Annotated in this window: 12 protein-coding genes and 1 pseudogene; 9 read left to right on the forward strand and 4 right to left on the reverse strand. The window is 53.4% G+C overall.

What is annotated here, in order from left to right; genetic code table 11:
* Positions 1-66: 66 nt before the first annotated feature.
* The 3 genes from mazG (at position 67) to eno (ending at position 4,095) form a co-directional block, all read left to right on the forward strand.
* Positions 67-858 carry a nucleoside triphosphate pyrophosphohydrolase gene (gene mazG, locus MUU46_RS03175; protein ID WP_159758310.1) on the forward strand — a complete coding sequence of 264 codons (792 nt, stop codon included), beginning with the start codon at positions 67-69 and terminating at the stop codon, positions 856-858.
* Positions 859-1,081: 223 nt separating this feature from the next.
* Positions 1,082-2,719, forward strand: coding sequence for a glutamine hydrolyzing CTP synthase (pyrG, locus tag MUU46_RS03180; protein WP_258964745.1), 1,638 nt, complete (start codon positions 1,082-1,084; stop codon positions 2,717-2,719).
* 80 nt (positions 2,720-2,799) lie between these two features.
* A complete protein-coding gene (eno, locus tag MUU46_RS03185; protein ID WP_159758306.1) occupies positions 2,800-4,095 on the forward strand; it encodes a phosphopyruvate hydratase in 1,296 nt (431 codons plus the stop codon).
* Between the two features lie 63 nt (positions 4,096-4,158).
* Here the strand turns inward: eno and MUU46_RS03190 are convergent.
* Positions 4,159-4,311: pseudogene (locus MUU46_RS03190) on the reverse strand (NAD(P)H-binding protein); the annotation flags it as partial.
* Between the two features lie 64 nt (positions 4,312-4,375).
* Here MUU46_RS03190 and queE point away from each other — a divergent pair.
* On the forward strand, positions 4,376-5,047 hold the full coding sequence (queE, locus tag MUU46_RS03195; protein ID WP_258964746.1) for a 7-carboxy-7-deazaguanine synthase QueE: 672 nt from the start codon (positions 4,376-4,378) through the stop codon (positions 5,045-5,047).
* 36 nt (positions 5,048-5,083) lie between these two features.
* Here the strand turns inward: queE and MUU46_RS03200 are convergent, their stop codons facing one another.
* Both MUU46_RS03200 and MUU46_RS03205 read right to left on the reverse strand, forming a co-directional pair.
* Positions 5,084-6,562, reverse strand: coding sequence for an FGGY-family carbohydrate kinase (locus MUU46_RS03200; RefSeq protein WP_258964747.1), 1,479 nt, complete (start codon positions 6,560-6,562; stop codon positions 5,084-5,086).
* A 27-nt stretch (positions 6,563-6,589) separates the two neighbouring features.
* The gene (locus MUU46_RS03205; RefSeq protein ID WP_258964748.1) at positions 6,590-7,891 is read right to left on the reverse strand and encodes an MFS transporter; all 1,302 of its coding nucleotides are present in this window, start codon (positions 7,889-7,891) and stop codon (positions 6,590-6,592) included.
* A 345-nt stretch (positions 7,892-8,236) separates the two neighbouring features.
* Here MUU46_RS03205 and MUU46_RS03210 point away from each other — a divergent pair, with 345 nt between their 5' ends.
* From MUU46_RS03210 to MUU46_RS03230, 5 genes are all read left to right on the forward strand, one after another.
* Positions 8,237-9,022 carry an SDR family oxidoreductase gene (locus MUU46_RS03210; protein WP_159758298.1) on the forward strand — a complete coding sequence of 262 codons (786 nt, stop codon included), beginning with the start codon at positions 8,237-8,239 and terminating at the stop codon, positions 9,020-9,022.
* A gap of 85 nt (positions 9,023-9,107) precedes the next feature.
* Positions 9,108-10,562, forward strand: coding sequence for an FAD-binding oxidoreductase (locus MUU46_RS03215; protein WP_258964749.1), 1,455 nt, complete (start codon positions 9,108-9,110; stop codon positions 10,560-10,562).
* Between the two features lie 54 nt (positions 10,563-10,616).
* Positions 10,617-11,972: an MFS transporter gene (locus MUU46_RS03220; protein WP_258964750.1), complete on the forward strand. Its 1,356-nt coding sequence runs from the start codon at positions 10,617-10,619 to the stop codon at positions 11,970-11,972.
* A complete protein-coding gene (locus tag MUU46_RS03225) occupies positions 11,950-12,732 on the forward strand; it encodes an adenine nucleotide alpha hydrolase family protein (protein ID WP_258964751.1) in 783 nt (260 codons plus the stop codon). Before MUU46_RS03220 ends, MUU46_RS03225 begins: the two co-directional genes overlap by 23 nt.
* The gene (locus tag MUU46_RS03230; RefSeq protein ID WP_258964752.1) at positions 12,729-13,568 is read left to right on the forward strand and encodes an FAD-binding protein; all 840 of its coding nucleotides are present in this window, start codon (positions 12,729-12,731) and stop codon (positions 13,566-13,568) included. Before MUU46_RS03225 ends, MUU46_RS03230 begins: the two co-directional genes overlap by 4 nt.
* Here MUU46_RS03230 and MUU46_RS03235 read toward each other — a convergent pair.
* On the reverse strand, positions 13,565-14,140 hold the full coding sequence (locus MUU46_RS03235; protein WP_159758288.1) for a glycerol-3-phosphate responsive antiterminator: 576 nt from the start codon (positions 14,138-14,140) through the stop codon (positions 13,565-13,567). The genes MUU46_RS03230 and MUU46_RS03235 overlap by 4 nt on opposite strands.
* Between the last annotated feature and the right edge of the window lie 8 nt (positions 14,141-14,148).

The raw sequence follows: 14,148 nt of genomic DNA on the forward strand, positions 1-14,148 counted from the left end.
GCCGGACATCATACGAAAATGTTCGGCGGCGCATTGCTTGCCGGACCTACTTTTCAAGGACTTACCATGACTCAAATCGACCGCCTGCTCGGCATTATGAAACGTCTGCGTGACCCGGAATCCGGCTGTCCGTGGGACAAAGAGCAGACTTTCGCCACCATCGCGCCTTACACCCTCGAAGAAACCTACGAAGTGCTGGATGCCATCAGCCGTGAAGATTTTGACGATCTGCGCGGTGAGCTCGGCGACCTGCTGTTCCAGGTCGTGTTTTATGCGCAAATGGCACAGGAAGAAGGACGTTTTGATTTCAACGATATCTGTGCGGGAATCAGCGACAAGCTAGAGCGCCGTCATCCACACATTTTTGCGGATGCCACCGCCGCGAACAGCACTGAAGTGCTGACGCGTTGGGAACAAATCAAAACCGCCGAGCGTGCGGAGAAATCGCAGCATTCAGCTCTCGACGACATTCCGCACAGCCTGCCGGCGCTGATGCGTTCCCATAAAATCCAGAAACGTGTATCGACGGTCGGTTTTGACTGGACAACGCTGGGCCCGGTACTCGACAAAGTCTATGAAGAAATCGACGAAGTGATGCATGAAGCTAAACAGGCTGTGGTCGACGAAGCAAAGGTCGAAGAGGAAATGGGCGACCTGCTATTTGCTACGGTCAATTTATCGCGCCATTTAGGGGTCAAAGCCGAAGTTGCGCTGCAAAAAGCGAACCTCAAATTTGAGCGTCGTTTCCGCGAAGTGGAAAGGATTGTTGCCGAGCGAGGCCTTGAAATGACCGGGATCGACCTGGAAGCGATGGAAAGTGTATGGCAAGAGGTAAAACGGCAGGAATCTGATCTCTAACAGTTTTTTGCGAACAAGCACTATTTGTGTGATGTTTAAAATGACAAGCGCTTGATTTACGTCAAAAACATTTACCCAAAAGGGGCTATTTTCTCACTCCTTATGTTTGTCTGAGCCTGGAATGGAGACGGAGAATGAATGTTTGTGGCACTCGCCGTGTTCGGGTATACTACTTTCCCGTCTTGGTTATTCCATCATTCCAACCTAACTTCTCAGGTTCAGCATGACAACGAACTATATTTTTGTGACCGGCGGGGTCGTATCCTCTCTGGGTAAAGGCATTGCAGCCGCATCCCTCGCAGCCATTCTAGAAGCCCGTGGCCTTAACGTGACCATGATGAAACTGGATCCGTATATCAACGTCGATCCAGGGACCATGAGTCCTATCCAACACGGGGAAGTGTTCGTTACTGAAGACGGCGCTGAAACCGACCTGGACCTGGGCCACTACGAGCGTTTCATTCGCACTAAAATGACGCGTCGTAACAACTTCACTACTGGCCGTATTTACTCTGACGTTCTGCGTAAAGAGCGCCGGGGTGATTATCTGGGCGCGACCGTCCAGGTTATCCCGCACATCACCAACGCAATTAAAGAGCGCGTCATCGCCGGGGCCGAAGGCCACGATGTGGTGCTGGTGGAAGTCGGTGGTACCGTAGGTGATATCGAATCACTGCCGTTCCTCGAAGCGATTCGCCAGCTGGCGGTTGAAGTAGGCCGTGAAAACACGCTGTTTATGCACCTGACCCTGGTGCCATACATGGCCGCTGCGGGTGAAGTGAAAACCAAACCAACTCAGCATTCTGTAAAAGAGCTGCTCTCCATCGGTATTCAGCCGGATATTCTGATTTGTCGCTCCGATCGTGCCGTTCCTGCCAACGAACGTGCGAAAATCGCTTTGTTCTGTAACGTTCCAGAAAAGGCTGTTATTTCACTGAAAGACGTCGATTCCATTTATAAAATTCCGGGCCTGTTGAAATCGCAAGGTCTGGACGATTATATTTGTAAACGATTCAGCTTGAACTGTCCGGAAGCTAATCTGTCAGAATGGGAACAGGTTATCTACGAAGAAGCTAACCCGGCAGGCGAAGTGACTATCGGTATGGTCGGCAAGTACATTGAACTGCCTGACGCCTATAAGTCAGTAATCGAAGCGCTGAAACACGGTGGCCTGAAAAACCGCGTGACCGTCAACATTAAGCTTATCGATTCGCAAGATGTTGAAACACGTGGTGTCGAAATTCTGAAAGGCCTTGATGCTATTCTGATCCCAGGCGGCTTCGGCTACCGTGGTGTTGAAGGCAAAATCGCCACCGCACGCTTTGCGCGTGAAAACAATATTCCTTATCTGGGCATTTGCCTGGGTATGCAGGTTGCGTTGATCGAGTTCGCTCGTAACGTAGTCGGGATGGTAAACGCCAACTCAACGGAATTTGTGCCAGACTGTAAGTACCCGGTTGTGGCCCTTATCACCGAATGGCGTGATGAAAACGGGAATGTCGAAGTGCGTACTGAGAAAAGCGATCTCGGCGGCACAATGCGTCTGGGGGCTCAGGCCTGCCAGCTCAGCGACGACAGCCTGGTTCGCAAGATGTACGGCGATGAGACCATCACCGAGCGTCACCGTCACCGCTATGAAGTCAACAATATGCTGTTGAAACAGATTGAAGCTGCGGGCCTGCGTATTGCAGGCCGTTCCGGGGATGATCAGTTGGTCGAGATCATCGAGGTTCCGAACCATCCATGGTTCGTTGCCTGTCAGTTCCATCCGGAGTTTACTTCTACGCCGCGTGATGGGCATCCGCTGTTTGCAGGCTTCGTGAAAGCCGCTAGCGAATACCAGAAGCGTCAGGCGAAGTAAAAAAGTTAGAACGGCAGCGCCCCTGATTTGGGGCGTTGTTTGTCTGGAGTTTTAGTTTAACTTGTACTGAGGAAAACCTAATGTCCAAAATCGTTAAAGTCATCGGTCGTGAAATCATCGACTCCCGTGGTAACCCGACTGTTGAAGCCGAAGTACACCTGGAAGGTGGTTTCGTCGGTATGGCAGCTGCGCCATCAGGTGCATCTACTGGTTCCCGCGAAGCTCTGGAGCTGCGCGATGGCGACAAATCCCGTTACATGGGTAAAGGCGTACTGAAAGCTGTTGGTGCTGTAAACGGCCCAATCGCTCAGGCTATCCTTGGCAAAGATGCCAAAGATCAGGCTGGCATCGACAAGGTCATGATCGATCTGGACGGTACTGAAAACAAATCTAACTTCGGCGCTAACGCGATCCTGGCTGTGTCTCTGGCTAACGCCAAAGCTGCTGCAGCATCTAAAGGTCAGCCGCTGTTCGAACACATCGCTGAGCTGAACGGTACCCCAGGCAAATACTCCATGCCGGTTCCGATGATGAACATCATCAACGGTGGTGAGCACGCAGACAACAACGTTGATATTCAGGAATTCATGATTCAGCCAGTTGGCGCGAAATCCCTGAAAGAAGCCGTTCGTATGGGTTCTGAAGTGTTCCATAACCTGGCTAAAGTACTGAAAGCCAAAGGTATGAGCACTGCAGTGGGTGACGAAGGTGGCTATGCGCCAAACCTGGGTTCCAACGCTGAAGCACTGGCTGTAATCGCTGAAGCAGTTAAAGCAGCGGGCTACGAGCTGGGTAAAGACATCACTCTGGCGATGGACTGTGCTGCTTCTGAATTCTACAAAGACGGTAAATACGTTCTGGCTGGCGAAGGCAACAAAGCTTTCACCTCCGAAGAATTCACCCACTTCCTGGAAGATCTGACCAAGCAGTATCCGATCGTTTCCATCGAAGATGGTCTGGACGAATCTGATTGGGATGGTTTCGCATACCAGACCAAAGTGCTGGGCGACAAAATCCAGCTGGTGGGTGACGATCTGTTCGTAACCAACACCAAGATCCTGAAAGAAGGCATCGACAAAGGTATCGTTAACTCCATCCTGATCAAATTCAACCAGATCGGTTCCCTGACCGAAACTCTGGCTGCAATCAAGATGGCTAAAGACGCTGGCTACACTGCTGTTATCTCTCACCGTTCCGGTGAAACTGAAGATGCAACCATCGCTGACCTGGCGGTAGGTACTGCTGCAGGCCAGATCAAAACCGGTTCTATGAGCCGTTCTGACCGCGTTGCTAAATACAACCAGCTGATTCGTATCGAAGAAGCACTGGGTGAAAAAGCACCGTACAACGGTCTGAAAGAGATCAAAGGTCAGTAAGTCTGACTTTCGCTCTTAATAAAAACCCGCTTCGGCGGGTTTTTTTGTTTTAAGCGGCTGACGTTATTTGAAATCGACCGCCATCTGCTGCGGGATTGTCATTCCCTGCGTGGTCTGGAGGCGGCGGGCGATATAGTCGGTAAAACGCGGTGGCTTAGGCATACCAAGGCTCAGCATAAAGTGCACGTTGAGCATCACAAACGCGCCACGCAGCCGCTTGTCTCGCCCTGATGGCCTAAATCTGCGATACTTATTCTTTACTCCCTTCACAGAGATGACTATGCAGTACCCGATTAACGAAATGTTCCAGACCCTGCAAGGCGAGGGTTACTTCACCGGCGTTCCAGCCATTTTTATTCGACTGCAGGGATGCCCGGTTGGCTGTGCGTGGTGTGATACCAAACATACCTGGGACATGCTGGAAGATCGGGAAGTGTCTCTGTTCAGCATTCTGGCGAAAACCAAAGAGAGCGACAAATGGGGCGCCGGTACGCCGGAAGACTTGCTGACCGCTATCACCCGTCAGGGTTGGACCGCGCGTCACGTGGTGATCACCGGCGGCGAGCCGTGCATTCACGATTTAACGCCGCTGACTTCGCTGCTCGAGCACAATGGCTACAGCTGCCAGATTGAAACCAGCGGCACCCATGAAGTGCGTTGTTCACACGCCACCTGGGTGACCGTGTCGCCGAAGGTGAATATGCGTGGTGGCTATGAAGTGTTGTCGCAGGCGCTGCAACGCGCTGATGAGATTAAACACCCGGTAGGTCGTGTGCGCGACATCGAAGCGCTGGACGATCTGCTGGAGACGCTGAGTGACGACAAGCAGCGCGTTATCGCATTGCAGCCGATCAGCCAAAAAGATGACGCGACGCGTCTGTGCATTGAAACCTGTATTGCCCGCAACTGGCGTTTGTCTATGCAGACGCACAAGTACCTGAACATCGCCTGATAAAAACGCCGGGTTTGCCCGGCGCTTTTTCCTTCCTTACGCGTTCGACCAACTCTGAATAGCATCGACCTTATCCAGCTCGCCATGGAACACTGCGTACGATTTTTTCAGAATAGGATCGGTGTACTGAGTCAGTTCCTTAAAGATGCCTTTATTCATCGCTTCGTAACGTGCGGCGTGCGCGGCTACCGGCGTAAACACATCTTTGACCCGCACCATATTGTCGACCGCCTGCTGATAAGACGAATACAACCCCAGACCCACCGCCGTATTGATAGTCGCTCCGAGGCTGGCGCAGCCGTTAATCACGTTGCGTTTGGTTGGCAGGTTAAAGACGTCAGCAAAAATCTGCATAAACAAATCGCTGTTTGAGCCGCCGCCGGTGATGATCACCTGCTTCGCCACATGCTGGCGTTCGTGACACATATTGTCGTAGTTGTTTTTCAGCGTCAGGGCGATGCTTTCCAGAATCGAGCGGTAAATCCACGCGTAATCCATGGTGGCGTTAAAGCCAATCATGATCCCGCGTTTGTACGGCTCCCACGGGTTGGTCAGCCAGTCGAGCACGGTCATCAGGCCGTCGCAGCCCGGTGGCACGTGGCTGGCTTTTTGATTGAGTAAATCTTCCGGCGAAATACCCTGTGAATGGGCATCCTGAATCAGCGAGTCACCGAGCATGTCGCGCAGCCAGCTCACCGTCCACATCCCTTTGCGAATGCCATAACCCTCATACAGCAGGGTTTCCGGAATCGACGACATAATCGGCCAGTACGCCTGCGGGTCTTTTGGTAGCGCTTTACCGTTCATCATCAGCGCGATATAGGTACCCAATGAAATCACCGCAGTTTCATCATCGAGCAGGCCCGCGCCGAGTGCTTCGACCGCTTTATCGCTGGTGCTGCACACCACCGGAAGACCCTGCGGGAAGCCGGTCAGCCTTGCGGCTTCGGCGGTGATGTGGCCCAGAACCGTACCCGGCATTTGCACGTCAAACAGCATCTCACGTGGGATATTAAATTTCTCAAATACCGCCTTGTCGTCGCTCCAGCCCCAGGTTTTATAATCCACCGGCCACTGGCCAAAGTAGTTGGCGATGTTGTCCTTGCGTTCACCGGTTAAGCGGTGCGAGAGATAGCCGGAAAACGAAGTCACATAGGCCACGTCTTTCTGCGTGTGCTCATAGGGACGCGTTACGCGCGCATCCTGCCAGCTAATCAGCGGGGCGGCTGGCGTGCCATCGGCTTTTAACAACGCGCGACAGCAGCGAATCGAGCCGAGACCAATGCCAACAATCTCTTCGGGCTTACCGGCAAACTGGCGCATCAAATCTTTTCCAGCTGCGCACAGTGAGGTCCAGAGGTCGTCGTCAGGATGCTCGACGGTATTAGCATCCGGAGTAAACATCGGTTGCAGCAGGCCTTTGCCTTCGCACACCACGTTTCCCTTGAGGTCATACATCACCACCTTGGTGCTCTGACTCCCGCCATCAATTCCAATGATGTATTGCTTAGACATTGTCCTTCTCCTTTAACATTGCCACCGTCACTCGCCAGCCATTTCGGTTGCCAGCGACGGTACGTTTTCGGACTCACGACTCACGGCACGGATTTTCCTGAACAACAGGAAAGTGAAGACGATAACCAGACAGACCGCGGTCAGGCCCATCAGCCACATATTACGATAGGCCTCGGCGGCGGGCAGGGTATCCTGCCAATGACCGACGATAGGGTAAACAAAGACGTCCGGCAGGAAGCCGACCACCGAGCAAATTCCGACGGTAGTGCCCATAATGAACGTCGGCGTTTTGGCTTCTCCTGGGCAGGCGAAATAGAGTCCACGCGAGGCGTAACAGGTAAAGGCCAGCAGCAAAATAAGGCCAATTCCGACTGCCACCGACTGCGGATGGGTGTTGGTTGCCAGCAATGCCAGTAGCGTCAGGGCGCTAACCACTGACAGGATCTGGATAACGCGCGTCGGTGATTTCACCCGGCTGTAGGTGGTGATAATCCCGCCCAACGGGCCGCAAAATGCACGGAAGATTTTATTGATGACGATCCCCATATAACTCGCCGCTACCAGTGTCATGCCGTACATTTCGGTGAGGTAGTTGGTGGAGTAGCTGAGGATCGCGTAGATGGTATAGACACCGAAGATTATCATGCTGCAATACCAGGTCGTGCTGATGCGCAGCACGGAAAGGATATCGCTGAGTTGGAAGGCTTTTTTCTGCGTTTCTGTTGCAGAAACTCCCTTTTCCACGCCGTCAGTGACGAAGAACCAGCACAGGATCCCCAGCAGAATATAGACCACGCTGTAAATCAGAATCACCGTCTTCAGGCTGTTTGGGTCATCTGCCGCAAAGCGAGAAAAGGCCCACATCGTGAACACTGCCAGCGACATCACGCCGACGCCGCGCAGGCCTTCCATCCAGCCCATGATCTTGCCTTGTTCACTGCTGTCGCCGAGCATCGACGCGGCTTTGATCGACACCGACCACAGCATCAAAATAGTGGTAATAGCGAACGCTACCTGTATCAGCAGCATCATCCACAGCGGCGGGTAGGTCGCCATCACCAGGCCAAGCAGGCCGGTGATAATCATCGCTGAGGTAATCATTTTTCGGTGTGAAAATTTATCGGCAATAATCCCGCTTGGGGCATAAAGAATAATTGCGGTTATTCCGAAAGTACTCATTATTAGTCCGATTTCTGTATTGCTAAATCCCATGAATTTTGCCATGGGTATTTGATAGATATAGCGTAAATAGGCCAGATCAAAACTTACACCACCGCTAAAACTAATAATGGTAAGCGTTATCCAACGGCGCCAGGATGATTGTTGCATAGCACTCTCTCGTATGATTAAGGCTTGTTAGCTGGATGAAAAAAAGACAAAAAAAAAGAGAAAAGTAAGCCGCCCTTTCAGGTGGATTACTTTTCTCATGGTCTCTAGTAATTGGCATAACAAATAACATGGACACGCCGATGCGAGTGTGAGAATAATCACGCTTCTCACTATTTATTATTTTATCAGGTGAATGCCATCTCTGTGATTTTCGTCACGTTTGTACCTTAAAGGCTGTGCTAAAAATCATCTCCAGTTACCAGAGAATATGAGAAAGGTGACTTCCCTCCAGTCGGGGGGAAGTCACCTTTCTTTTTTTTTGCCTAAAGGATTGTGGAGCCAAATATGTCTATTGAGTCGCTTAACGCATTTTCCATGGATTTCTTCTCCCTGAAGGGAAAAACCGCTATCGTCACCGGCGGCAACAGCGGACTGGGTCAGGCATTCGCCATGGCACTGGCAAAAGCTGGCGCAAATTTGTTTATTCCAAGCTTCATTAAGGACAACGGTGAAACCCGCGAACTGATTGAACAGCAGGGTGTGCAGGTTGAGTTTATGCAGGTGGATATCACCGCTGAAGGCGCACCGCGCAAGATTATCGCCGCCTGTTGCGAACGCTTTGGCACAGTAGACATTCTGGTGAACAATGCCGGGATCTGTAAGCTGAACAAAGTACTGGATTTTGGCCGTGCCGACTGGGACCCGATGATCGACGTCAACCTGACGGCGGCATTTGAATTAAGCCATGAAGCGGCAAAAATCATGATCCCGCAAAAGCACGGGAAAATTATTAATATCTGTTCATTATTTTCTTATTTGGGTGGCCAATGGTCGCCTGCTTATTCTGCAACCAAACATGCGCTGGCGGGCTTCACTAAAGCCTATTGCGATGAATTGGGTCAATACAATATTCAGGTGAACGGTATCGCGCCGGGTTATTACGCCACGGAAATAACGACCGCAACCCGCAGTAATCCCGAAACGAATCAGCGTGTATTAGATCATATTCCTGCCAATCGTTGGGGAGATACCCAGGATTTAATGGGCGCAATGGTTTATCTGTCCAGTCGCGCATCTGATTACGTCAATGGGCATTTATTAGTCGTCGATGGTGGATATCTGGTCCGCTAATTTATCAGCAAAGATTAACGAAATTGTCCTGCTTAATTAGGTGGTTTCTGCTGTTTCTTTACGTTTAAATCAGAAAGGAAATGCTATGTCTTTATCCCGCGAAGCAATTGTTGAACAGGTCAAAGAGATCGTTGGCCCTGAGCGAGTGGTCACCGACGAGAACGTGCTGAAGAAAAACAGCGTCGATCGTTTCAGAAAATATGCCGATATCCACGATGTGTTCACGCTGCCCCTGCCTGCGGCGGTGGTTAAACTGGGTTCAACCCAGCAGGTGTCGCAGGTACTGTCGTTTATGAATCAGCATAAGATCAACGGCGTACCACGCACTGGGGCTTCCGCGACGGAAGGCGGACTGGAAACGGTGGTCAAAAATTCGCTGGTGCTCGACGGTTCCGGGATGAACAAAATCATCGATATTGATATCGAAAACATGCAGGCTACCGCGCAGTGTGGCGTACCGCTGGAAGCGCTGGAAAACGCCCTCCGCGCCAAAGGCTATACCACCGGTCACTCACCGCAATCCAAGCCACTGGCGCAAATGGGCGGCCTGGTGGCGACCCGCAGTATCGGCCAGTTTTCCACGCTATACGGGGCGATTGAAGACATGGTGGTCGGGCTCGAAGCAGTACTGCCGGATGGCACCATCACCCGCATCAAAAACGTGCCGCGCCGTGCAGCCGGGCCAGACATTCGTCACATCATCATCGGGAACGAAGGTGCACTGTGTTACATCACCGAAGTGACGGTGAAAATCTTCAAATTCACGCCAGAAAACAATCTGTTCTACGGTTATATTCTTGATGAGATGAAAACCGGCTTTGAGATCCTCCGCGAAGTGATGGTGGAAGGATATCGTCCGTCGATTGCCCGTCTGTATGACGCCGAGGATGGTACTCAGCATTTCACCCATTTTGCCGAAGGCAAATGCGTGATGATCTTCATGGCCGAAGGTAACCCGCGTATGGCGCACGCGACCGGGGAAGGTATCGCCGAGATTGTGGCCCGCTATCCGCAGTGCACCCGCGTAGACAGTAAACTCATCGAAAACTGGTTCAATCACCTCAACTGGGGTCCGGAGAAAGTCGCCGCTGAACGCCTGCAGATCCTGAAAACCGGCAACATGGGCTTCACCACTGAAGTCTCCGGCGACTGGAGTAGCATCAACCAGATTTACGCACGCGTTATCCAGCGTATCCGCAGCGAGTTCCCGCACGCGGAGGACATCACCATGCTCGGTGGTCACTCGTCTCACAGCTACATCAACGGCACCAACATGTACTTCGTGTACGACTACAACGTGGTGGACTGCAAGCCAGAAGACGAAATCGACAAGTACCACAACCCGCTAAACAAAATCATCTGTGAAGAGACCATCCGCCTTGGCGGTTCGATGGTGCATCATCACGGGATCGGTAAACACCGCGTGCACTGGAGTAAAGCGGAGCACGGCACCGCATGGACACTGCTGGAAGGGCTGAAAAAACAGTTCGATCCGAACGGCATCATGAATACCGGAACTATCTATCCGATTGAAAAATAACGGCTATGACGGCTTCTCCTCTGGGGGAGCCGTTCTTTTCCTGAAGGGGGAGCCATGAGCGCGTCACCCGTACGTATGGACGATCTGCCGCTAACCCGCTTTCACTGGCGTATTGCCGGGCTGACATTTGGGGCTCACCTGACCGACGGCTACGTGCTGGGCGTCATTGGCTACGCGATTATCCCGCTTCAAACACAAATGAATCTGACGCCGCTGCTGGAAGGGCTGATCGGCGGTTCTGCGCTGTTCGGGCTGTTTCTCGGTAGTCTGATCCTCGGTTGGGTTTCCGATCACATTGGCCGCCAGCGGATTTTCACTTTCAGCTTTTTGTTGATCACCCTCGCGTCTTTCCTCCAGTTTTTCGTGACTTCGCCGGAACAGCTGATTTTCCTGCGGGTGCTGATTGGCTTCGGCCTCGGCGGAGACTACTCCGTCGGCCACACCCTACTGGCAGAATTCTCGCCGAAGCGCTATCGCGGCATGCTGCTCGGCGCATTCAGCGTGGTGTGGACCATTGGTTATGTGATGGCGAGCGTGGCGGGTCATGCGTGGATCAACAGCGAACCCGAAGCCTGGCGCTGGTTGTTGGCCTCTGCGGCGTTACCCGCGCTGGCGATAACTTTACTGCGCATGGGCACGCCAGAATCCCCACGCTGGTTGATGCGGCAGGGCCGAATCGGCGAGGCACATGCGGTAGTGCGGCGTTTTCTGGGGGCGAACGTCCTGCCCGGCGATGAAATCGCCAGCGTCACCACTCGTCATATCAGCACGCTTTTTTCTGCGCGCTACTGGCGGCGAACGACGTTTAACAGTCTGTTCTTCATCTGCCTGGTCGTGCCGTGGTTCATGATTTACACCTGGCTACCGACCATCTCCCAGACTATCGGCCTGGAAGATGCGTTAACCGCCAGCCTGATCCTCAACGGTCTGCTGATTGTGGGCGCGCTGTTTGGCCTGGTTCTGACCTGGTTGCTGTCCCGGCGCCAGTTTTTAATCAGCAGTTTCCTGCTGTTGGCGGCCACGTTGACGGCGCTGGCCTTCACTCCCGCCAGTAATACCACGCTGATTTTGTTGTTGTTTGTTCTGTTCAGCACCACGATTTCTGCGGCGAGTAATCTGGTGGGGATTTTGCCCGCCGAAAGTTTTCCGACCGACATCCGTTCGTTGGGCGTCGGGTTTGCCACGGCGATGAGTCGTCTGGGCGCGGCGATTGCGACCGGACTGTTGCCCATGGCGCTGCTTTCCTGGGGAATGCGCCACACACTTCTGGTGCTGGTTGTCGTGCTGTTAGTGGGTTTTGTTGTTTCGCTACTATGGGCGCCAGAAACCAAAAATCTCACGCTGGTGGAGGCGGCCGACCAGCCGTCAAAGCCTCAGGAAGCGGTGAATGAACATTCTGTTGGCGTTTAAAGCGGAGCCAGATTTGTCGATGCTGGCGGAAGCCGACTGGCAGGCTGCGGCCCGTGGCATCCTTGGGCCCGATCCATCGCTGATGCGACTGATCATGGGCAATGACGAACAGGGCGCGGCGGAATTAATGCTGCAGGTGCGGGATGTCAATCCCGCGCTGACGCTGAATGCCGTCACGCTGGGAGATGAACGCGCATTGCCTGCGCTGCGTCATCTGGCGGCCCTCGGGTTTACCCGACAAACGTTGCTGTTCAGTAAAGAGGATGCGCGTTTTAATCCGGCGTTTGTTGCTGCGCAGCTGGCGATGCTGGTCAGAGAGCAAAACGTAAAGCTGGTACTGCTCGGCAGCCAAAGTAGTGAAGGGCAGAACGGGCAGACGGCGTGGTTGCTGGCGGAAATACTTGGCTGGCCGTGTATTTCGTCAGTATGCGGGCTGAATGTCGACGGTGACGGTTGGATGGTCGAAAGTGAAAACGTGCAGCAGCGCAGCCGCTGGCGCGTTCAGCAGCCCGCGGTGCTGCGAGTCCAGAACCGCGGTCAGATGGCGTGGCGGGTACCGGGAATGCGGGCGCGGCTGGCGGCGACCAAAGCGGAAATTGAACAACGCCAATGCGAACCGGGAGTCGCGACGGCGCTTTCCTGTCTGGCGCTGGAACGTAACATTGTCCGTCGCAGCGGTATTATTATTGATGAGGCCACGCCGCAGGCCGCCGTACAGCGTCTGTGGCGTGAATACCTGGCTGAAAGGATGATACCGTGAGTATCGCGCTAGTGTTACTGACGCCAGAAGATGAAGGCGCGATGGCATTTTTTTTGGCGCAAAACGCGCTGTCGGCGCAGGTTATCTGGCGGGTAAAGGGGGCGACGATTTCAGCTGAATCGCTGTTGCCTGCGCTGGCGTCTGCGTTTCACTCTGCACCTGTCGAAACCGTTATCTTCCCGGCTTCTGTTCAGGGCGATGAATTGGCCACCCGGCTGGCATGGCGCCTGGGTGGAAGCGCGGTTTGTCAGGCGATAAGTTGGGACGCTGCAACACGCTGCGTTCAGAAGGCGGTGTACGGCAATGCGCTGACGGCAACTCTGCGCCCTGAAGGTATTCCGGTGTGCTTGTCGCTGTCGCCGGTCCTTACGCGACAAAACGCGATGCTGCCTGCATATCTTCCGATAAACGATATTCTTCCCGTCGCTGTCGAAGGCGGATTACCGCAGCCGGAAATTCTCAATAAACTGGCACACCCGCTTCAGACCGCCAGCGTCGTGCTGGCGACCGGGCAGGGGGCCACGGATGAGGCATGTGCAAAACTGGCCACCGCACTCAACGCCGAGCCGGGTTTTAGCCGTCAGAGGGTGATGGCCGGAGGCTGCGATGAACAACGGATGTTAGGTATTTCTGGGCAACGCGTTGCGCCCAATGTCTGCCTGGTTGCCGGCGCGTCCGGTGCCTCGGCGTTTATGGCAGGCGTGGCGCAAAGTCGGTTTATCGTGGCAATCAATACCGATGCCGCAGCGCCGGTTTTTGCCGCTGCGGATGTCGGGATTGTGGGTGATGCGCAGATCGTTTTGCAGGCGCTGGTGGAATGCGTTAGCCAGGCTTAGTTCAAGGTTTTCGCCAGTTTCCACACGTCGGTATTGGTGGTGGAAAGCGCCAGCACGCCTGCGGCAATCGCATTGCGGGCATCTTCTTCATCGCACACCAGGCCCCCGGCAATCAGCGGCTGGCGCACTTTTTCCGTGACCCAGTTCAGCACTTTGGGCATACAGCCGGGCAGAATTTCGATGCAGTCGGCATTCGACTGTGCCACCTGTTTATCAATGTTGTGGAATGAAATTGAATCGACGATAAACAGGCGATGAATGCAAAAGTAGCCTTCCGCGCGGGCTGCTTTCAGCATATTCGGTTTGGTGCTGATAATGCCATCGGCCTGCGTCACCAGTTTCAGAAACTGAATAACCACTTCTTTATTCGATGCGCCTTCCAGTAAATCGACGTGGATAAACGCCATTTTCCCGGCCTGCTTTATCTTTTGTACGATGCCGGTGATGGTGCAGATGTTGCCGTAAAGCACTGAGATAAACTGGCAGTCGGAGGCGATGGCCAGCTGCAGACTGGCGTTATCTTTGACCGCGGCGATAACCGGGTTTTGTCTCAGCAGGTGAAGTAGTGGCACGCAAAATC

This window comes from Scandinavium tedordense (assembly GCF_024764965.1).
GTDB lineage: Bacteria > Pseudomonadota > Gammaproteobacteria > Enterobacterales > Enterobacteriaceae > Scandinavium > Scandinavium tedordense.